Origin of the sequence: Parabacteroides caeci (assembly GCF_023656795.1) — a bacterium.
GTDB lineage: Bacteria > Bacteroidota > Bacteroidia > Bacteroidales > Tannerellaceae > Parabacteroides > Parabacteroides segnis.
Genome location: NZ_JAMOKT010000095.1, coordinates 1 through 21,789, shown reverse-complemented (window position 1 = coordinate 21,789; position 21,789 = coordinate 1). Strand labels below are relative to the sequence as shown.

At 41.3% G+C, this 21,789-nt stretch carries 21 protein-coding genes; 18 read left to right on the top strand and 3 right to left on the bottom strand.

Annotated elements, in window-relative coordinates; all coding sequences use genetic code 11:
* Nucleotides 1–454 precede the first annotated feature (454 nt).
* The 5 genes from NBH15_RS27280 (at nt 455) to NBH15_RS27260 (ending at nt 4,476) form a co-directional block, all read left to right on the top strand.
* Nucleotides 455–1,549 carry a TlpA disulfide reductase family protein gene (locus tag NBH15_RS27280; protein ID WP_250824055.1) on the top strand — a complete coding sequence of 365 codons (1,095 nt, stop codon included), beginning with the start codon at nt 455–457 and terminating at the stop codon, nt 1,547–1,549.
* A gap of 77 nt (nt 1,550–1,626) precedes the next feature.
* Nucleotides 1,627–2,160 (top strand): DUF4858 domain-containing protein, encoded by a 534-nt coding sequence (locus tag NBH15_RS27275; RefSeq protein ID WP_128133284.1) that lies wholly within the window; start codon nt 1,627–1,629, stop codon nt 2,158–2,160.
* A gap of 88 nt (nt 2,161–2,248) precedes the next feature.
* Nucleotides 2,249–2,983, top strand: coding sequence for a lysophospholipid acyltransferase family protein (locus NBH15_RS27270; protein WP_186960279.1), 735 nt, complete (start codon nt 2,249–2,251; stop codon nt 2,981–2,983).
* A 143-nt stretch (nt 2,984–3,126) separates the two neighbouring features.
* Entirely contained in the window at nt 3,127–3,633 is a 507-nt protein-coding gene (locus tag NBH15_RS27265) for a hypothetical protein (protein WP_128133285.1), read from the top strand.
* Between the two features lie 18 nt (nt 3,634–3,651).
* Nucleotides 3,652–4,476 (top strand): hypothetical protein, encoded by an 825-nt coding sequence (locus NBH15_RS27260; RefSeq protein ID WP_244050296.1) that lies wholly within the window; start codon nt 3,652–3,654, stop codon nt 4,474–4,476.
* A gap of 30 nt (nt 4,477–4,506) precedes the next feature.
* Here the strand turns inward: NBH15_RS27260 and nudC are convergent, their stop codons facing one another.
* Nucleotides 4,507–5,274, bottom strand: coding sequence for an NAD(+) diphosphatase (gene nudC, locus NBH15_RS27255; protein WP_244050297.1), 768 nt, complete (start codon nt 5,272–5,274; stop codon nt 4,507–4,509).
* Between the two features lie 156 nt (nt 5,275–5,430).
* Here nudC and NBH15_RS29265 point away from each other — a divergent pair, with 156 nt between their 5' ends.
* The 13 genes from NBH15_RS29265 (at nt 5,431) to NBH15_RS27190 (ending at nt 20,051) form a co-directional block, all read left to right on the top strand.
* Nucleotides 5,431–5,652 (top strand): 4Fe-4S binding protein, encoded by a 222-nt coding sequence (locus NBH15_RS29265; RefSeq protein ID WP_010801667.1) that lies wholly within the window; start codon nt 5,431–5,433, stop codon nt 5,650–5,652.
* 23 nt (nt 5,653–5,675) lie between these two features.
* On the top strand, nt 5,676–6,068 hold the full coding sequence (locus tag NBH15_RS27245) for a hypothetical protein (RefSeq protein WP_046145520.1): 393 nt from the start codon (nt 5,676–5,678) through the stop codon (nt 6,066–6,068).
* Nucleotides 6,065–6,643 (top strand): RNA polymerase sigma factor, encoded by a 579-nt coding sequence (locus NBH15_RS27240; RefSeq protein ID WP_250824054.1) that lies wholly within the window; start codon nt 6,065–6,067, stop codon nt 6,641–6,643. The genes NBH15_RS27245 and NBH15_RS27240 overlap by 4 nt, the downstream gene beginning before the upstream one ends.
* 155 nt (nt 6,644–6,798) lie before the next feature.
* Nucleotides 6,799–7,473 (top strand): ABC transporter ATP-binding protein, encoded by a 675-nt coding sequence (locus NBH15_RS27235; RefSeq protein ID WP_128133287.1) that lies wholly within the window; start codon nt 6,799–6,801, stop codon nt 7,471–7,473.
* A 139-nt stretch (nt 7,474–7,612) separates the two neighbouring features.
* On the top strand, nt 7,613–8,842 hold the full coding sequence (locus NBH15_RS27230) for a TlpA family protein disulfide reductase (RefSeq protein WP_128133288.1): 1,230 nt from the start codon (nt 7,613–7,615) through the stop codon (nt 8,840–8,842).
* Nucleotides 8,843–8,862: 20 nt separating this feature from the next.
* Nucleotides 8,863–10,809, top strand: a complete 1,947-nt coding sequence (locus NBH15_RS27225) for a TlpA family protein disulfide reductase (RefSeq protein WP_250824053.1) — start codon at nt 8,863–8,865, stop codon at nt 10,807–10,809.
* A 121-nt stretch (nt 10,810–10,930) separates the two neighbouring features.
* Nucleotides 10,931–13,618, top strand: a complete 2,688-nt coding sequence (locus NBH15_RS27220; protein WP_244050298.1) for a S9 family peptidase — start codon at nt 10,931–10,933, stop codon at nt 13,616–13,618.
* 80 nt (nt 13,619–13,698) lie between these two features.
* The gene (locus tag NBH15_RS27215) at nt 13,699–13,911 is read left to right on the top strand and encodes a hypothetical protein (protein WP_244050299.1); all 213 of its coding nucleotides are present in this window, start codon (nt 13,699–13,701) and stop codon (nt 13,909–13,911) included.
* Nucleotides 13,908–14,240 carry a type II toxin-antitoxin system PemK/MazF family toxin gene (locus tag NBH15_RS27210; RefSeq protein ID WP_244050300.1) on the top strand — a complete coding sequence of 111 codons (333 nt, stop codon included), beginning with the start codon at nt 13,908–13,910 and terminating at the stop codon, nt 14,238–14,240. The genes NBH15_RS27215 and NBH15_RS27210 overlap by 4 nt, the downstream gene beginning before the upstream one ends.
* A gap of 49 nt (nt 14,241–14,289) precedes the next feature.
* Entirely contained in the window at nt 14,290–15,912 is a 1,623-nt protein-coding gene (locus NBH15_RS27205; RefSeq protein ID WP_244050301.1) for a hypothetical protein, read from the top strand.
* A 170-nt stretch (nt 15,913–16,082) separates the two neighbouring features.
* Nucleotides 16,083–17,291, top strand: coding sequence for a DUF4934 domain-containing protein (locus NBH15_RS27200; protein ID WP_128133293.1), 1,209 nt, complete (start codon nt 16,083–16,085; stop codon nt 17,289–17,291).
* 3 nt (nt 17,292–17,294) lie between these two features.
* On the top strand, nt 17,295–18,605 hold the full coding sequence (locus tag NBH15_RS27195) for a DUF4933 domain-containing protein (RefSeq protein WP_250824052.1): 1,311 nt from the start codon (nt 17,295–17,297) through the stop codon (nt 18,603–18,605).
* A gap of 129 nt (nt 18,606–18,734) precedes the next feature.
* On the top strand, nt 18,735–20,051 hold the full coding sequence (locus NBH15_RS27190; RefSeq protein ID WP_250824051.1) for a DUF4933 domain-containing protein: 1,317 nt from the start codon (nt 18,735–18,737) through the stop codon (nt 20,049–20,051).
* Between the two features lie 18 nt (nt 20,052–20,069).
* Here NBH15_RS27190 and NBH15_RS27185 read toward each other — a convergent pair whose 3' ends face one another.
* Nucleotides 20,070–20,882, bottom strand: coding sequence for a sigma-54-dependent transcriptional regulator (locus NBH15_RS27185; protein WP_128133296.1), 813 nt, complete (start codon nt 20,880–20,882; stop codon nt 20,070–20,072).
* A 136-nt stretch (nt 20,883–21,018) separates the two neighbouring features.
* Nucleotides 21,019–21,450: a transposase gene (locus NBH15_RS27180; protein ID WP_128133297.1), complete on the bottom strand. Its 432-nt coding sequence runs from the start codon at nt 21,448–21,450 to the stop codon at nt 21,019–21,021.
* Between the last annotated feature and the right edge of the window lie 339 nt (nt 21,451–21,789).

Genomic DNA, 21,789 nt, shown 5'->3' with positions numbered 1-21,789 from the left:
CTAAAAGAGTTTACGGAAACTCTTTTAGTGCTAAATTTGTAAACTTATAACAGCACGGACCTTTTTGGTCCTTTTTGAAACTTTTTTATTTTCAAGAAGGTCAACTTATTTCAGGACAGGACATACAGGCTGAGTAAACGTTCATAGGTAGGCAACTTTTGTTTCTACCTAATGAAACACTTGTTTCACTATGAAGAAACAACTGTTTCATTAGGGTGAAACTATTCTCACCTTACTAAAAGCCGGTAACGTCTCTAAGGCCCTAAACAGCGACTGCCAAGATTTGACCGCATTTTTAAGGATGGATCGAATAAGATTACTATTACAACCTACACTTCCCAAAAAGAATTAATATTCGAATTATACCGGGGAAATTATGCCGGATATAAAAGAATCTTTCATACTTTCGTATATCCATTTAACCGGAGTACGTATATTTTTAATTATCAAGCATATGAAAACAAACTTTTTACTCACTTTGTTAACCGGACTACTGGTTTTTACCGCCTGTTCGGAAAAGCCTGCAACGGCTTATACCATAAACGGTACTATCCCCGACAACTCGCTGGACGGACAAACGATCTATATCTATAACCGTAACAACAATAACGTCTATGTAGACAGCACAGTTGTAACAGGAAATACGTTCACCTTTACCGGTAAAATGGACACCGCAGCTTACTGCCGCATCGATGCCAGCCGTGAATATTATGTCAATTTCATTCTTGAAAACGGAACAATCAATCTCGACCTCAGCAAACCGGTAACTCCGTCGGGAAGCCCTCTGAACAATGAGATTGCCCGTTTCTTTGCAGCACAGGACAGTATGTCTGCCGTGATCGATACCAAACGACAGGAATTCATGAAACAGACAGAGGATAAAGCCGAACGCATGGAATTGCAGAAGAACTTTTTCCAGAATGAATGGAAACCGGCTTACCTGTCTATGCTCGATGGTTTCTTCAATAGAAACCTGGATAACCCGATCGGTGCTATCGCACTGAATTATATGGACGGCTATCTTTCGCCGGACGAGATAAAAAACAAACTGCCTCAACTGAGCGAAGTAGTACGCAACACACCGAATATGCAGGAAACGATACAACGTTTCAACGCTTTGGAGCAGACAGCCGAAGGAAAACCCTTCGTCGATTTCACCATCGAAACGAAAGACGGTAACAAAGTATCCCTGTCCGACTATGTAGGAAAAGGCAAATATACCCTGGTTGATTTCTGGGCAAGCTGGTGCGGACCGTGCCGTGCCGAAACTCCGGTATTGGCAGAAATCTACAATCAATATAAAAACAAAGGTCTTGAAGTGTTGGGCGTAGCCGTATGGGACAGTCCTGAAAATACCCAAAAGGCAATAGAAGAACTTAAAATCACCTGGCCGCAGATTCTGAACGCCGGTGATAAGCCGACCAAACTATATGGTATCAACGGCATTCCGCATATCATTCTTTTTGGTCCCGACGGTACGATTATCTCCCGTGACCTGCGTGGCGATGCAATGAAAGCAAAGGTAAAAGAAGTCATCGAAACTAAATAAACCCAAATACGATGCAGTATTTCGACTTCCCGCACATTTCAATAAATAGAATATGTACGGGAAGTTGAACTTTTTAGATGAGTAAACGAATAATTACATTACTATTAATCTGCCTGAGCAATACGGGATACCTATATGCCCAATGGACAGAAAAGGACTCGGTATGGCTCCGGAATATACTCTCCGGCAAGGAGAAGCTGGAACTGAATCCCGAAGCGTTGAAAGCTATCCGGTCAGGTACACTGATCAATACGGAAGAACCGGCCTCAAATATGATCATGTCACCCGAGCTATCGCCCGCACAATCCATACAAAAAGATTTCACGGAATACGTACGTCCCAAAGATACCGACTATAACCCTAACCGTAAAGTGGCACCGAAAGACCTTCCTCCCGCCGTATTCATGTTATATGGAATGAATAAGCCGTTACCCAAAGTGAAAATGCTGGGATCTTTCCAGGTCTCACCGGGAATCCGTGCTGAAGCCCGAAAGCCGTCCGGCATCTCGTTCGACGATATGTTACAACAGGTTTTTATGCCCAGTGCACGTTATAAAAGGAAAAATGCGCAACGCTGGCGGACTCAGAAATATTATAATAATTATCCGTAATCACAGTAGTAGAATATTTTTTTATACTTTTGTTACCCTATTAATAAAGGCAAAGTCGAATTTATAAATATACAATTTAAAGGATAAAATGGAAAAAATCATTTCGTATCCGCTTTCAGTCATCTATTATTTGTTATTTGGGATTACACTGGTGTTCTTCCATGTGGTACAGTGGATATGCTTTAACCTGTTCGGTTACAAAGCACATAAAAAGAGCGTGGATGTCTTGAGTTTTTTCCTGGTTTTCAACACCTATATTCTAGGAACAAGATACAAAATAAGCGGGCTGGAGAAACTCCCGACCGACTCGCCCCTGATAATTGCTTCGAACCATCAGAGCCTCTACGATATAACCTCTATCTGCTGGTTCATGCGCAAAGTTCATCCCAAGTTTATCAGTAAAATCGAACTGGGCAAAGGTATTCCCAGTATTTCGTACAACCTTAGGCATGGCGGCTCCGTCCTTATTGACCGGAAAGACCCGAAACAGGCATTGACAGCCATCCGTGTAATGGCCGAATATATTGAAACAAACAAACGCTCGGCAGTAATTTTCCCGGAAGGGACACGAAGCAAAACAGGCAAACCTCGTCCTTTTGCCGAAAACGGATTGAAAATCCTCTGTAAATATGCACCGTCGGCCTACATGGTACCGGTCACGATCAACAACTCATGGAAGATGACAAAATGGGGTTCCTTTCCTTTGGGAATCGGCAACCGTATCGAACTCATCATCCACGACCCTATTCCAGTGAAGGCTAAGCCCTTCGCCGAACTCTTTGCCGAAACCGAACAAACTGTGATCCGCAGTATTAAAGTGTAATTTTTTTATTTGTCATGCAGTATTTCATAATTTGTCCGTTTTATAATTAAAGACTATTAATAAATTAATCGGATAAGATGCAGCATTTCCTTGAAATATTGCGTCTTAAGGTTAAGAAATAATACAAAAAAAGACGGACAATTATGACTAAATTACAGATACTGGCACTTTTGCTTGCCTCATTGGCACTACTATTCTTCACCTCCTGCGACAGCGAAGACTTCCAGGAGCCGGATGTGTATAAGGTGACTCCCGACCTGCGGTTGAGGATTAACCAGGGGATGAAATTATCCTCCAAATCCGAGAGAAGAACATTTAAGGAGAAATTCGATTTATTCCAGGAGAAATGTGATGAAATGGATCACATAACTTCTCCGTACACTTATATGGAAACGGAAGAATATAAGGATTTTAAAAACTTTCTCCTTTCTTCCTCACCCCATATCTATTATCTGCTGATGGATAAATTCCTGAAAAGCAGACTGAGCTTTTTCTCTAACATCATCAGTGATATTCTCGTATCATCCAAACCGGCTATTGCCGATCAGATTGCGGAACAGATGAAAGCAACCGGCACTTTGGAAGAAAGTTTCTATCTCTATCCTCAATTATGCCTGGATATATGGCTCGATGCATTAGATACCCAATAAGTATAAACCATCCCCTCAATGACGATCGCAACTACACATATATGGACCTTACTGGTCTGCCTCCTGTTTTTCATAAGCGGGATTACCAGTTGCGACTCTTCCGATCTCGACAAACTTCCGGTCAACGAGAATCCGGAAGTGGCATTCGTTAATGACGATGTCCCCCAAAGATTGTCGCTTAACAATGCCCGGCTAAAACGGATGACCTCGCCAGCCAGCGACTCCGCTTATTCCGGTAATGTTTACGAATATAATAACGAAGGACGGTTATCCAGAATTTCTAACTGTCTGTTTGAAGGGGAAACAATTATCGACACTCTCGGCTACAATGTTTATCAATATAATGTAGACAAGCAGTTGGTCATGACCACCAGTTTTAATGCGAACAAAAATACCTCTACAGGATTTATCAATCTTCAGACACAGGTATATATCTATTCAAATGATGGTAAGTTAGAGAAAAAAATCACCTATTATCCGGTGATATCCCAGTCGGAATATACATTATATAAATACAAAAACAATATGCTTGACCGGAAAGAGCATTACGGGACTTCGGGAGTATTGGAAAACTATACGACCCACTCGTATGATAAGGTCGGCAAACTGATTCTGGAATGTCATTATATGGCAAACAACCAGTTAATCAACTATACACAGCATTCTTTTATCGACGGATTGAATACCCGTTCAGTGACTTTCTCCCCGACCGGCGAAGCCCTGAGAAAAGTGATCAATACATACGATAGCAATTATAACCTTATCCGATCCGAATCGAGCGAACTGGTATTATACAGTTCAAGATCAAACTTCACGGCACAATATGAATATGACGCTCAATAAGCATATTATGCCGTTGTACGATCTTACACTTTACTGTTCCAGCCACCAGTCGATCATCTTCCGCGCAAGGCTGAGTTTACGAGGTAACTCAGGCAGATTATCCTTACTAAAGAAAGCGCCTTCGCTCAATTCCTCATCCTGTAAACGGATCGTGCCGCTTACATAGTCGGCTATAAACCCGACCATCAGGTTACTCGGATAAGGCCAGGGCTGATTCCCGAAATAGGTAATATTATTAATTTCCAATCCTGTTTCCTCCATAACTTCCCGTCTTACACATTCTTCCAGCGTTTCTCCCGTTTCAAGGAAACCGGCAACCAGACCATAGAAAGAACCTCTGAAATTCCGGGCATGGACTAGCAGGATAGCATCTCCTTTGCGGATCAGTACCAATATCGCCGGAGAGACTACCGGATAGATTTCATATTTACAGTTTGGACACTGTTTGGAAATAGTTGTCTGCATGACAGTTTTCGTTCCGCATGAAGGACAAAAGCGGCTGTGCTGGTCCCAATAAATCAACTCATACGCTTTTCCGGCTATTTTATGTAAGACAGGATCGAGGTAATCGTAGGATGCCCGCAAACCCATCGGAAAGTATTCAGCCGTTTCTTCCAGTGATGTATCCACAGAGGCCGTACAAGCCGGCATATCCTCCAACAAATTGACTTCCAGCACATTCTTAACCGGCACAGGAGGATTGATATTATAAGGAATTGTATATGTTTCACCTTTTTTCTGAAGCAGTAACTGGTCGTTGAAGAAAATAAACCAGTATACATTATTTACATTGCTCATCACTTTTTACTTTTGAACGGCACAAATATACTGACTAATGCAGGATATACATCAAAAAAATATTTCTATTTAAAATATTCTTCCGGCTCAATCGTCTACAACAATAGAAGGCATGTCTTACTAATAGATTTTTAATTATTAAAACGGAAACGAAAAATGTTCGGAAGAAAGAGAAAAGAAGTCATATCTTTACAAGTCTTTGCTTATGAGTGTAGTGGATGCGGACAATGTGTAAAGAGATGCCGGAGAGAGGTTTTGAAAATGGTGAATAACGGTAGTTGCAGCTATGCAACGGTGGTCAATCCCGAAAGCTGTGTAGGCTGCGGTAACTGTGTCGATGTCTGCAAAACCCATGCAATTGAATTAATAACAGAGTAATAAACATATTAAATTAAATAACAATGAGAAATCCGGGAGTATTCAGAGGTGCGTTCATCTTTTTATTTTTTATAGGGCTGTTTGCACTAGCCAGCCTGGGAGTTATGTATCTGTGGAACTGGCTGATACCGGCTGTTATCGGCTGGTCGGTCATTAACTACTGGCAGGCACTTGGTTTGATGGTTCTTTGCCGGCTGTTATTCGGAGGGTTCAGAGGGTTTGGACATTTCGGTCCTTTCGGTCATCATCCCGGAGGCTTTTTCTTCGGTAACCGGGAAGAGCATAACCGCTTCCACGAGCAGATGAGAAATATGCCCTGGGAAGAGCGCCGGGAACATATCCGCAGACATATGGCTGATTTCCGTAATGGCAGATTTAATACACAGGAGCCGTCTTCAGGTGATAATGCCCAATGAAAGAAATAGTTCAAAACCGCTCCGCTTCGGAGCAGAACACACGGGTTGCGGATATCTTCCGGAAATACCAGGCACAGCTGAAAGGTTTTATCTCCAGGCGTGTGTCCTCCAAAGAAGACAGTGAAGATATCCTGCAAAACGTATTCTACCAGTTCATGAAATATGACCAGGAGGACAGTCCGATCGAACAGATCGCCGCCTGGTTATATTCTGTAGCCCGCAGCCAGATCATCGACCGCAGCCGCAAACACCGGGAAGAAGAAATGCCCTATCTCTCCACCAACGAAGAAGACGGCACTTTCCTGAAAGAACTGGCGGAACTCATGCCCGACGAAGACCAATCGCCGGAAATGGATTATATCCGTTCTACCGTCTGGGAAGAGTTGGAACACGCATTACTGGAATTGCCGGACGAGCAACGGGCCGTCTTTGAACTGACGGAACTGGAAGGTATTCCGTTCAAAGAAATTTCAGAATCGACCGCCATACCGGTTAATACTTTGATTTCCAGGAAAAGATATGCAGTCTTATTTCTCAGGAAAAGATTATATAATCTGTATGAAGATATTTTGTAAACAACTTGTTCCCTAAAAGTGCGTTTCCGAACTATATCTGTGCGGATATGCACAACGCCGAAGAGAATCTAAAATTCTAACGCAATATAAATCAAATACTTACAACATTGGCACAGCTTTTGTTCTTTCATTAGTAAATTAAAATTCTTATACTCATGATTAAGACAGTAGCATTAGAAAAAATCTTCCGTACAGAGGAAGTTGAAACTTGGGCCTTGAACAAGGTGAATATTGAAGTTAAAGAGGGAGAGTTTGTAGCGATAATGGGACCTTCCGGTTGCGGTAAGTCTACGCTGCTGAATATCCTGGGATTACTGGACAACCCGACTTCCGGAGAATATTACCTGAACGGGATAGAGGTTTCCAAATATACGGAAGCACAACGTACAAAATTGCGTAAAGGGATTATCGGCTTCGTATTCCAGAGTTTCAATCTGATCGACGAATTGAACGTATATGAAAATATAGAACTTCCCCTGCTTTATATGGGTGTTTCGGCTTCCGAACGCAAACAGAAAGTGAAAGAGGCCATGGAGCGTATGGCAATCGTCCATCGTGAAAAACATTTCCCTCAACAGTTATCCGGAGGTCAGCAACAGCGCGTTGCCATAGCCCGTGCCGTGGTAGCCAACCCCAAACTAATCCTTGCCGATGAGCCAACCGGTAACCTGGACAGTAAAAACGGCCAGGAAGTAATGAACCTGCTCAACGAATTAAATAAGGAAGGAACAACCATCGTCATGGTAACCCACAGCCAGCATGATGCCAGCTATGCTTCACGCATCATCAACCTGTTCGACGGACAGGTGGTAACGGAGACGGTAATCTAATTACAAATGTTACAAAAGTCAAAGAGTAGACTGCAACATGTTAATAGATGTTGCAGTCTACGAAATATTCGTATTTTCCAGTATATCAAATCCAAATAAACTTGTACATTGCCGGCATTAACTATAAATCAAATTATCCATGAGAACAGCAAGTCTATTATTATTGGAATTTTTATTAACCGTTTTTTCCGTTTATGGACAAAAAACATGTACAATCGAAGGTGATATCCAGAACATGCCGGACAGTATTACTCTCAGTTGTGCGGAAATGAAAGGAAATACAGCCAGAATGCAGGTCGATGACTTTTTTACAATGGCAAATGGTAAATTCAAAATTACCAGGGAGGTCGACACTATTACCAAAATGTTTCTCACTGTTAACCGCACCGGCTATCAGTTTTGGGTAAAACCGGGAGCTAACATTAAAATTACCGGAAAAGCTCCTTATGTACAAACCTGGAGAGCAGAAAGCGATATTCCAATCCCGGAACAGATAGAATTAAACCGTTTCAGAGAAGCGACTCAAAAAGAGGCAATGCAAATTCATGATTTGACTGCCGAAGCCATGAAAATACTTGCTAATGCTGATGGCAAAAATCCGAATCCCCGGCAGCAGTTCGATTCATTGCACCTAAAGATAAATAGTATCCATGATGAAGTCATCCTATACAAAGAATTACAACTAATGTTGAAAAATCCCATAACACTTGCAGGACTGGAAGAATTAAGAAATGCAGCCAAATGCTACAAAGAAGGGAAGTTTAACAAACTTGTTTCAATGTCGGACAACTCCATGAGCTTGGCAGGACTGAACAATTTAAAAGAGACTGAAAGGTCTAAAGTCCGGACTTTCATTATTACTGTATATAGCAAACTGACTGATGAGCAAAAACAATCTCAATTGGGACAGGAAATAATATCCTTGTTATCTATTTCATCAACAGTAAAGACCGGAGACAAAATCTATGATGCAGATTTAAAAGATGTTGAAGGTAAAACCCACCACCTCTCCGATTACCGAGGAAGTTATATCCTTCTTGATTTCTGGAGCCGGGCTTGCGGTCCCTGTGTCGCAGCGTTACCCGAATTAGAAAAAATAGCAGAACAATACAAAGGAAAAGTGATCGTAATCAGTGTATCTGTAGATCCTGTATCCGTCTGGAAAGAAGAAGTTGCTAAAAGTCCCGTTAGCAATTACTGGCTTCAATTGTCTGATGGATTAGGTTCGAGTGGCATAGCGGCACACTACGGAGTAAAAGCTCTTCCTACATTTGTTTATATATCGCCGGAAGGTCTTATCCTGAAAATCAAAGAAGGATATAGGGAAGATGCTCTTCTGGAAGAACTCAAGAGTTTTATAAAAGACTAACAATCTAAATTAATAAAGGTATGAAACACATTATCAGTTTACTCATTCTATTCCTCTGTTGCACAAGTTTGCATGCTCAGGATCGCGTAGTGGAGCAACCGGCTTTTGAAGTACGCAACACCAATACGCTCGAATTTCAGAAAATTATTCTGAACGACACAGCCACCATCATGTATGTCGACGCTTATTACCGACCCAAATATTGGATCAAGATCGTTGATGAAACGACATTGGAAGCCAATGGTAAAAGTTACCGGATCAAAGCCGGCGACGGTATCACGCTCAATGAGGAATTCTGGATGCCGGAATCAGGTACGGCCTCTTTCCGTTTGATTTTCCCTCCCCTTCCAAAGGATACAAAGACAATCGATTTTATCGAAGGTAACGACAAAGGAGCTTTCAAGATCTGGGGTATACGATTGGATGGAAAGACACCCACAGTAGACTTTCCCAACGTAAAGAAACCGGAGAAAGCGCCTGTCCTGGAAAAACCGGAGCTGAAATCGGGGATTGCCACACTAAACGGTAAATTTATTGGTTACAAACCGGGGATGGATGAAGAACTGCCTATATGGGTATTCAATATTCTCACAGCCGGTGCAGACCAGAACACTATAAATGTTAAGCCCGATGGAAGTTTTAAACTGGAAATTCCTTTATTACATATTTCAAGTGTGGTATTATCCGGAAACTCTGTTGTTCATACCCGTTTCTATATGAAGCCGGGAGAAACAACTTCAGTCGAAATTAATATGCCGGAAATTTGTCGTGCACAATCCAAGATACAATCTTCCAAGCCTTCATTAGGAAACAAGTTCTATTTCACCGGAGCATTGGCAGATATAAACAACGACCTCGCCAATAATCCGGTTGAAGAACCTTCATTCAGTGTCAGAAGTCAGGAAGAATATGATCAGATGATGAAAGACATCAGTACAATGACGGTTGATCAATATAAAGAATATTGGACTGAAAAATATCAGAAAGCCGTCGATCAGCTAAGTCAACTGACAGGAATCAGCGATGCACATCGTCAATTGATTGCCATGAAACTAAAGCATGAACTGGCTGATCAATTGCTTGGTTACAGAGCAATTGAATATGCTTACCGGCAAACAAACAAAATCCCCAAAGATTCTGTTCTGGTCAACTATGTAAAGCCGATTGCTACCCAGGATTATTTCAATTTCTTGCCGGAACTGTTGTCCAATGATCCTTACTTTATTTATAATGGTAATGTGGCTTATTTGCTAAGAGGCCTTCAGTTTATCAACTTCACCGGAAAAGATATCAAACTAGAGAAAGACGAAAAATTCCCAGACAATACAGCAGATATTGCCCGGATTATGGGAACCGATAAAGGATTTCTTTTCGATATGTTAGCCGCACAAAAACTGGCAGCTTCTATCAGCGAGTTCCGTCCTTTAGATGAACAAGAGTTGGCAAAGGCCAATACGTTGAATCCGGCACTCAAAGAGGAACTTATCAAAATGAATGACAAACTGAAACTGACGATAGAGGAAAACAAAAAGAAATCCGGCTATACCGTCAACCGTGTGAACATTGCGGATATCCCATCCGAAGAACTATTCAATGCAATTACAACACCTTACCGCGGCAAAGTTGTCTTCGTTGACTTTTGGGCAACCTGGTGCGGTCCCTGCCGGATGGCAATGAAAGAGACAGAGCCTGTAAAGAAAGAATATGAAGGAAAAGACGTCGTATTCCTCTACCTGGCAGCCGAAAACTCTCCGAAAGGGACCTGGGAACAAATGATCCCGGACATCAAAGGTGAACACTACCGTGTTACTGCCGAACAATGGGAATACTGGGGAAAGAAATTCGGAATCAATGGTGTCCCTTCTTACATGGTAGTGGCAAAAGACGGTACTCCGGTTCACTTCCAGGTCGGTTTCATGGGAGTGGACAAGATGAAAGAAATGATCAATAAAGAACTGGCTAAATAAGAAAATCCGGAATATACTATTTATAAGGGCGGAGATCAGGTAATGGTCTCCGCTTTTTTTTGCGGTAAAATCAAAAAGTCGTAATATTGCATTCACAAACATAACATATATAATGGTCGGCATGAGATATTTCAAACAATGGGTACTTTTTATTTGTCTGAGTGTTTATTGCAGTGCTTCCGCACAGGAAGTAAAAAAAGCGATGACATTCGACGAAATGGTTAGCTGGAAACGCATCACAGAACAAAAAATCTCCCACGACGGGAAATGGGTAGCCTGTAAGATGGAACCCTGGCGGGGAGATGCCAGTATTTTCGTGTACAATGCCAAAGGAGAAATGACAGCTTCTTTCCTTCCGGCTACACAGGCTGAATTTTCTGCATCTTCCGGTTACCTGCTGGTTACCAAGAAGCCGGAACTTGAAAAAGTAGAAGCCCTGAAACTAAAAAAGACCAAAGAAGAAGATATGCCTTCGGATGAACTCGTCATTTTCAATCTCTCAGACAAAAAAGAAACGATAGACTCCCTGAAGTCATACAAGCTTTCTGAAAGCGCAGACTGGATTGCTTATAAACGGAACAGCAAATCTGATACTGCACTCCATGTACGTTCGCTGGACGGAGCAAAAGAGGTACAGTTTGCCGATGTCAAGGAGTTCGGGTTCGCTAAAAAAGAAAACATCCTATATTATACGACAGATTCCACCTTGTCCACATTTACCCCGGAGAAAGGACATACCGTCATTTTCGAAGGTAAAGGTGTAATTAAAAAAGTAGCATTCAATAAAACCGGCGACAAAATAGCATTCCTGTATTGTCCGGATAAAGACTCAACCGATACGCAATTTTCACTTTATCTGGCTGAAAATAATACCCGGGCCCGCATCGTTGCCGATAAGGGACAAAACTTCATACCCAAAGGCTGGGTGATCAGCGAGAACGGTGATATCCGCTTTTCTGATAACTCCGAACGTATTTTCTTCGGAACAGCACCGGCTCCCATGCAAAAAGATACTACCATACTGGCAGAAAATCGTCCCGACGTACAAATCTGGAAATGGGATGAGGGTGTACAATATACTCAACAAGTATATAATAAAGAAAAAGACCTGAAAAAAACTTACACTGCCGTTTATAACATTTCCGACAACACCCTCTTCCAACTGGCAGACAAGGAAATCCCTCATTTGATCACTGCCGATGAAGGTAATGCTACGACCGCCCTGTTATCGACAAACCACCCCTATGCAACGGAACAGATGTGGGAAGGCAGAAGCCGTTATGATATCTATACAGTTAATCTTCAAACCGGAGAACGCCGGCAAATAAAAAAAGCAAGCAACAGCAATATGCAACTTTCCCCCAAAGGGACATATGCTTATTGGTATTGTGTGCAAGACAGTTCCTGGTATACCTATTCCCTGGCAAACGGAAAAGAATACCGTCTGACAACTCCCACTACTTTTGCCGCCTGGGATGAAGACAATGACGTCCCGGACTATCCCTCACCTCACGGTTTGGCCGGATGGACTGCTGATGATCGCAACCTCCTGATATACGACCGTTATGATATCTGGAAGTTTGATCCTACAGCAGAAGTCGCTCCTGTAAACCTGACAGTAAACGGACGAAAGGAACAACTTTCATATCGATTGATCAGATTGGATAAAGAAGAAAAATTCATTGATATAACAAAGTCACAGTTATTACAAGTGTTCAATGAAAAGACAAAAGGTTCCGGATATTACAGTGCCCATCTCTCTGCCCCCAAAGCGCCGAAAGCCCTGCTGACCGGAAACTTCATGCTGAAAACACCTGTCAAAGCGAAATATTCGGATGCAGTGATCTATACCTCTGAAACATTTGAGCAATATCCGAATATAAGGCTTTCTGACCTTAGTTTCAAAAAGTCCATCCAGCTTACCCATGGAGAAGAACAACAAGCAAATCTGAATTGGGGAACTGCCGAACTCGTCTCCTGGATTTCTCTGGACGGAACACCTTTGGAAGGAGTTGTCTATAAACCGGAGAACTTCGACCCAAACAAAAAATATCCGGTAATCGTAAACTTCTACGAACGTAACTCAGAAACGCTTTATGCTTACCATATGCCGGAACCGCATCGTTCCACGATCGATTATCACTTCTATACCAGCAATGGTTATATCATTTTCAATCCGGATGTACGTTATGTAGACGGTTATCCCGGAGAAAGTTGTTTCAACTGTGTCATGCCGGGTATTACCTCATTAATAGCCAAAGGATATATAAATGAAAAAGCGATCGGTGCACAAGGTCATAGCTGGGGCGGATATCAGGTTGCTTATCTTGCTACCCGGACAGACCTGTTTGCCGCTATCGAATCGGGAGCTCCGGTCGTCAATATGTTCAGTGCCTACGGAGGAATCCGTTGGGGATCAGGACTGAACCGTTCTTTCCAATATGAACACGGACAAAGCCGTATCGGCGGAACTTTATGGGATTCCCCATTGCAATATATGGAAAACTCTCCGTTGTTTACCATGGATAAAGTAGAAACTCCCATCCTGATCATGCATAACGACAACGATGGTCATGTACCCTGGTATCAGGGAATAGAATATTTTGTAGCACTCAAACGTTTGCAGAAACCGGTATGGCTGCTCAATTATACCGGGGAAATTCATTGGCCGATGCGTCTGGCAAACCGGATAGATTTCCAGAAACGTATGTATCAGTTCTTCCAGCATTACCTGAACAAGCAACCAATGCCCAAATGGATGGACGAAGGAGTCCCGGCAGTCGATCAGGAATTTGAATTAGGATACTAAGCAATACACATCTTTTATATTACAAAGATATAATGATTCAGAAATTCTTTATATCTTTGTAATATAGATATACGAACGAAATGAAAACAACAGGAAACATATCAAGCATACAAGTAGATATTCCGCAGTCGGAAGTCTCTATTTTTGAGTTTCTAGCAAAAAAAATGGGATGGAAAATTCGTTCAGAAAAGAAAGACTCAGAGAAAGAAATAATAGAAAAAGAGAAAACTCTTTTTTTTACAAATTCTAAACGTTCCATGGCTAAACATATAGAGAAATATCTATCAGAATGAAAATTCATCAACGAGATATCATAGAGGTTAATTACCTTTTCCCTGATGGAACAAGTAAACCACACATGGCAATCGTCATTTCCAATGATGAACTTCAGGAAAGTGAGGATTTTTTCTATATAGCAATGATTTCATCCAAAAATTATAATCCCCAGTATACCTATTCTTTAGACAACACTATGTTAACAAATCCCTTATCTAAAGAGAGTTATGTTATTTGTCAACTTATTGGAGGATATACGGATCGCGATGTTGTTAAGATCTGCAGCCGCATTAAAAATAGTGCATTCCAGGAAATAATAGAAAAGATTAAACAAACTATATTTTAAAACTCAAAGGCAATATGATAATGCTATTTTAATCGTGATGATTTAAGTCATGAAAAATACTTTTTGGCTACTAATTATACAATCTACACTACTTTTGTCGGCCTGTACGGGCGGACAAACAGAGTATTGGTTGGAACAGGCTGAAAATTATCTGGACAAAAAACCGGACAGTACATTAATATTTCTGGAGAAGATAAAGAACCCTGACCAGCTGGCCGATTATCCTAAAGCGAAATACGATCTGTTTCAGACTATTGCTGGATTCCGCAAAGGTCAGGCCATACGGACAGACTCCCTGCTCACAAAAGCTATTGATATTTTCATTGCCAACAATGATTCGGCCAAAACCTCTAATGCTTGTTTCTGGAGTGGGTTTACCAATATGCAAACTGCGAACTATATGCGGGCTGACTCTTTCTTTACCCTGGGTATTCCGTTTGCGACAAATCCTGTAGTACGAACCAGATTATACGAATACAGCGGTTTTGCCCTTCTGTACAAAGGCAACGCAAAACAGGCATTGCAGCAGCATATACAGTCATTACAAGACAGTGCCTTTATCCCAGCCGCTTACCAGGCAGAAGTATTAGCAGAAATCGGACAAGCATATCGATATTCAGAACAAATCGACAGTGCAATCATCTACTACCAAAAAGCTATCCGGAAATCACTGGAAATCGAATCAAGGGAACAAACAGCCTTTTTCTATCAAAAAATAAGCGAAATTGAAAAAGAAAAAGGGAATATAAGAAACGCAACGGAAGCATTGAAAGCAAGTCAGAGTTTATGTAACACCCGGACAAGTTATCCATATCATATGCTTGCTCAAGCCCAAATATACATTGCATCCGGCGAAACCGATTCGGCAAGGGTTTACCTTCAGAAAGCAATACAAAGCACAAACACTTATGTTGCAACCCGTGCCTACCAACTATTGGCCCAGCTATATGAAAAAAACAAAACAGACGAACAAATATACTACGCCTGGAAAAACTATGAAGGAAGTTTCAGCAATATATCCGGTGATGCCGAATCCCGGATAATGACACAACGATATCAGGAAGAACTGCTTAAAAATGAAAACAACCAATTAAAACTCAAAAAGAAGCAACAAGATATCTACCTCCTTTCATTATGTCTGATATTGATTACAGCCTGTACCCTTTGGTATCTCGTTTACAGCCGTCTCCGGAAAAAGAAAATTATCGGCGAACAACAATTAAAAGAACAGGAACTAAAAAACCAGGTCGCCCAATTAGAGAAAGAACGGGAATTGATATCCTTGCGTGAAAGAGCTACGGCCTTACGTGAACAGTTGTTCCGCCGTCTGTCCGCATCTCAAAAGATCCCTTCCCTTTCCGGAAAAGCAAAAGAAAACACAGATGATAACAAATCGAGGTTAACATCGGAAGAAATAGACGAATTGATCGAAACAGTGAATAATATCTGGTCCGGCTTTGCCGAACGACTAAAAAAGACTTATCCGTTACTCCGTACAAAAGACATCGCCTTCTGTTGCCTGTTGAAAAGCGGGATCAGCACGAAAGACCTCGCCTCCATCTATTATATCACTCCTTCAGCCATCAGCCAAAAGAAAGCACGTATGAAACGGGAGAAGTTCGGAGTTGAGGATGATAACCTGTCTCTGGATGATCTTTTGAATGCTTTCTAAATGATCAAAGAGGAAATGTCAATTCATTTTTATTACGATCAAATAGTAATCATCTATATATCTATATCTTACATCTTTATATATTCTCTAAAATGTCAATTGACTTTCTAGTCTGTCTTCAACATTTAAGGATATATTTGCATCAAATATCATTCTAAAACAGCAACATTATGAAGAAGGTAGGAAATCTTATTACTGGTTTATTTTACTTACTATTGATAGCCTCGTGTCAAAGTGGCAATAAATCATCATTCAATAACGGATTGGAAGACTCACCCGTTGTCGGTACTTTTGTGCAGGTTGGGGATAACCAGGTTCTTTCGTGCGATCAGAAATTACTGACCGACTCCATACATCTTCTACTCACTTATCTTACGGAAAAACCGGAGATCATTCATCTGGACAACCGGGATGAAGCGCTGATCAGCGAAGGGCGTGTACTTGCTTCCGATAATTATTTATTAGCATGGAACAACAAACAAAATCCTTTCAAACTCTTCGACCGGAAAGGGAATTTCCTGACCACAATCGGAGCATACGGACAAGGGCCGAATGAGTATCTGAATGTCTATGACGCCAATATAGACGAGAAAAATGACCGTATCTATATTTTACCCTGGCAAAGTGCCCAAATACTGGTCTATGACCTGAAGGGTAATCCTCAGCCTGCAATACCGCTTTGTCTGCGGGTTCCTAAAGGCACTTTCCATGTAGACCTTCAGGATTCGACGGTTGCAGTTGTTCTACTTCCATTCAAAGGGCTACCGGCTATAGCCTGGACACAAGATTTTCAAGGAAACAGGAAAGAATTCATAGAACCCGGTCATCTGGAAGCTCCTCAGGATTTCAGCAATGAGGTAGTCTCATACAATAATATGCCCGGAACTTTCGATGTAAATATTCTTTACATCATGCCGACACCACGTGTTGACAGTCTCTACCATTACGATTATCAAAACAACCGCCTACGGCCTTTCTTTACGCTGAATTTCAAGGAAGACCCTATCCCTTGGCACGGATATACCGAACTTCCGAACCATTATATGGGAGATGCTTCCTATCCGAAACAAGTATCATCTACTTCATTCGAATCTTCATCCCCCAGCTATTATATTATAGACAAAAAAACAGGTAAAGGCGCCTTTTTCCGGTTATATAATGACTATCTTGGATATACGGAAATCGACTGGCCTATTTATTCTTTTCACAACGGTTACTTTGTCCAGAATATGGAACCGGCAAATCTGAAAAACACGTTAGAAAATGCTCTAAAGTCTAACAAATTAACAGAAGAAGAAAAAGCAGAATTGACAACATTGGCTGAGTCATTACATGAAAATGATAACAATATCATCCTATTAGCCAAATTAAAACAATGAGTTATGAAAAGAAACCTGTCATATAGTCTATTTCTGGTTTTCCTTATCCTGTTTATCGGATGCAAACAGAAAGAGAAAGAAATCATATCCTCTGAAACGGAAGAAACTGCTTACCAGCCTGCCAGTCCGAAATATACAGCCAGGCATGACCATTCAACACCTGCCGCTAAAATAGATGTCGAATCAGCTATTTCCACATCATCTCCTGTCCGGTTAAGTGAAGTGGCCTCAACCATCGAATATTACCAGGTAGGCGACGATAAATATCCGGTGACCGAAGTTGTCGCTGTTGAGGGTGGTTTCATTGCCCTCAATAAGCCGAAACTATACCTTTACCGGCAAGGAAAAAAACGGAAACGGATCGGATTGAAAACAGAGTATAGTAATTGGCGGAACAATGAATCGGGTAATAACCTGTTTTATGATAAAAAGACTACCCGGTTATACGTACAATTAAAGAAACTGAATCAGGAAACCGGATATTCAACCAAATATATAGGAGAACTTCCTCCGTTGGACAGTGTCCTGGCCAGGGTGCATTATTTGTATCCGGACTCATTGCCAAACCGCCGTCTTTTGAAAAACTGGGTAGAGATATTCACTCCGGAAATGTCTGTCGGCCGCTTCTATTACCCTGGGACCGGTTTTGACTACGGAGTCAACACGTTCAATTTAAAGGGCGATACTCTCTGCCATTTTTATTTCGGGATCGATTCCATTGGTACTATTAAAAGCGATAACTTTTACAATTTCACACTCTTCCATACATCATATCTGTATGATAACAAACCGACATTTTCAGCTACCTATTGCGATACGGTTTACCGACTGCTGGATCAGCAGACCATTGCTCCGGTCTATGCCATCCATTTAGGCAAATACAAGGCGCCGGCAACCTATGTGATTAATAGAGGAGATAAACGTAATAAAGCATGGGTGGATAATTTACGGGAAAATTCGCAAGCCGTATTCCTGAAAGTTCACAGGGAGGGTAAAAGCAATAAATCCGGATGGCTGGACAACAAAGACAAACAGAATCAGGATTTTCCATCCGAAGATTACCTAATGGTTTATCTGAAAAATAAACGTCAGACCAAAGCATTACCACTGACAGCCCGGGGAATGATAAACGACCTGGACGGAGGCTTGCCTTTCTGGCCCGATGGTCAAACAGATGAATATATGTACATGATCCGGCCGGCCGGTGAACTGAAAAAAGGAATTAAACTAACCGGTTCTCCTAAACAGGAAACTCTTAAAAACTTCCTCAGTGATCTGCCGGACAATCAGAATGTAATGATTGTCGTCAAATAAAGCTATTAAATCATTGGCATGCAATATTATTACTGTTTTTTCGTAAATAAACGATAAAATCGTACCCAATAGATGCAATTAAATAAATAATACCTATTTTTGAGGCAATCAATTAAAAAAACCAGTATCATGAAAACATTATATATTCTGATTGCCACCTGTGCTGTATGTCTCGGTACACTGAGCGGCTGTAAACAAAAAGAAGGAAAGAGTACCCGTCCAATCACTCCACCTAAATATGAAGGAAAGGTCGATTATTCTGTTGTTCCTACCCATATAGATTTGGATAGTGCCCTCGATGGCGAAAAGCAACCACTGAAGTTAAGCCAGATCGCTTCAGAAATAGATTATTATATTGTCGGAGACGGTAACTATACGGTAAAGCAAGCCATTTCCATACCTGACAGCAATGCTTTCATCACGTTCAACAACCCGCGGCTTTATTACCGGAAAATAGGAAGGCCAAGCAAACGATACGGTTTCAAGGCACTGGCCTATAAATGGAATAATGAAATGAACGGGCATAATCTGTTTTATGACAAAAAGACAACCCGCATGTATTGTGCCATGAGCGGTAAAGATGTGGAAACCAGAGGAAGCCAAGAGCCTTGCGACCCACAAATCATTGAACTGCCTCCACTTGATACGATGTTGACAATCACCCGGTATGTTTTTCCAGAAACAGTGGAAAAGAAATACACAATCAACCTGGGAAAAGATAAATTACTGGGATTCTCATCCGACGGATATATGTTGAGCCACTATGAAGACACAAGCGGCGTTCCGAACTGCATGCTGACTTTTAACCTGGCAGGCGAAACGCTCGGAAAGTTCACCTTAAAGGATAAGTCGACACTTTCCAAATCGCAAACGGATAATATCCCATTCTTCCAGACATCCTATTGGAATGAGACACAAGATCAAATGACTTTTATGATACCGTTCTGTGACACCGTATTCCAGATGCGTGATCCTCAGACTGTTGTACCTTTGTACAACCTGAATCTTGGGAAATACGGCATCCTGACTGACTATGCAGAAAAACAAGAAGTTACGGACGAGAAGATATGGTTGCGTACCTTATATGAAAACTCAAAAGGTTTATTCATGGGCCTGTATCAAAAGAAAGGTCCAAAGCTCGTAAGCTGGCTGGGATTTGAATATGAGTACAAACCGACACTGAGTTATCAGGCTGTTTATATGAAAGATGAAGGTAAAACGTATGTCCTTCCGCGTAGAGGACAGGGATTTGTCAACGACCTGGACGGCGGACTCACTTTCTGGCCGGACGGACAAACAGACGGTTATCTTTATATGATCCGTACACTGACAGAAATGCGTATGAACGTAGAACGAACCGGCTCGCCTAAACAGCAAAAACTGCTGGATCTCCTTGACAACAAGAGAATACAGGAAAATCAGTATGTGATGATTGTGGTAAGATAAATAGGATGTTCGATATTTCTATAAATCATATTTCTTCATCTTATTATAGAGCGTCTGCCTACTGATATTCAATTGCTGGGCACAAAGCGTCAGATTTCCTTTTTTCTCTGCCAGTACTTCACTGATAAACTGTTTCTCCATCTCTTCCAAAGTAACCGGATGGGAAACAGTTACAGGAGGAGCGTCCATATAAAAGTCATCACTATCGAGCACGGATGAATTTGAAAGAAGCACGGCACGCTCAATGGTCTGCTGCAAAAGGCTGAGGTCACCATTAAGCATCCTGTCCGACAATTTATGCAATGCATCGGGAGTAATTCCGGGAAAAGGTTTCCCATAAGCCGTTGCATATTTCCGGAGCAGGGAATTGACAAGCAATGTAACGACAGAATCTGTTTCTTCCGAAAGAAACTCCGATTCCTTTCGAGAGGAATTTTGTTTTCTCCCGGAACGGGATTCCCAGGCAGCGATAACAGTCGACAAGAGTTTATCATTATCCCAGGGTTTCACGATAAAATCCGCCGCTCCCTTTTTCAGGGAAGAGACAGCCAGTTCTATATCGCCAAAAGCAGTTATCAACACGACTTCCGGCGGATTCGGACGTTCACGGATACGGTCCAGCCAGAAAAGTCCCTCTCCCCCGCTCTGCTTGCCGGTTCCGAAATTCATATCCAACAGGACAACATCCACATCGTCTTCCCGAAGCAAAGCAGGCAGCAAAGTCGGCACCGAAGCACAGACCACCATCTTAAATTCACGCGAAAGAATCATCCGCAATGTTTTAAGCACCGCCTCATTATCGTCCACTACTATAATCTTTCCATTTCTCATAACAAAAGCAAAGATATATGGATTCTTGATTTATTTACACAAAAAATTATCCCATTCTCTAAAAGACTTGTTCGTTACAGGTTTATTTGCCGTCTGCTTCAGCTGACGGACTGGATATGAATAATAGATTTTGACTTTAGTCACATTTCTTTTTGAATTTATATACACGCATAAACTCCTCATACTCTTCCTGAAAACTTTTATGACGATGATGTTCTTCCTGATTAAGTATATAATTACTAACAGCTGTAAGCTGACTTTCTCCAATGGATACAGTAAAATAATCATCTTGCCATTCAAGCCGTTGTGCATATTGTTGATTAAACCAGTGAGAAGCTTCACCTTTGATAAGTTGTAATATTTTAGACGGGATTTGATCTTTTCCCAAATAGAGTATCAAGTGTAGATGATCGACATAGCCTCCAACCAAACTAACCCATATACCTTTCTCTTTGGCATTGGCACAGATATGGGCAAAAAGAGTTTCACGTTGACCACGATCGGAAAGTAATGGTTGACGGTTTTTAGTACTCCATACACAGTGTAGAATAATTTTTACATAGCTCATATTGTTTCTTTATTAAGGGGAATTCCTCGGTTAAATCTACTTTACTTGCAAAGGTAATATTATTAAGGACAAATGGTACTATATATAAAATAAATGTGGCTGAAGCCAAAAGATTGACAGCTTACAAACCGTCAGCAGAAGCACAATGTCATTAAGTTAAGCAAGAAAGCAATGATAATGACAGACTTAGTTGCAGGTTTATTTGCCGTCAGTTTTAACTCAATGTCATCAATTTAAGAAAAAATACCCTTAAAACGAAAAAAGCCATTGGAAATATCAAAGAAAGAATTACTTTAAAGTTACCACACAACAAGTAATCCATGATCTATGATACAACCA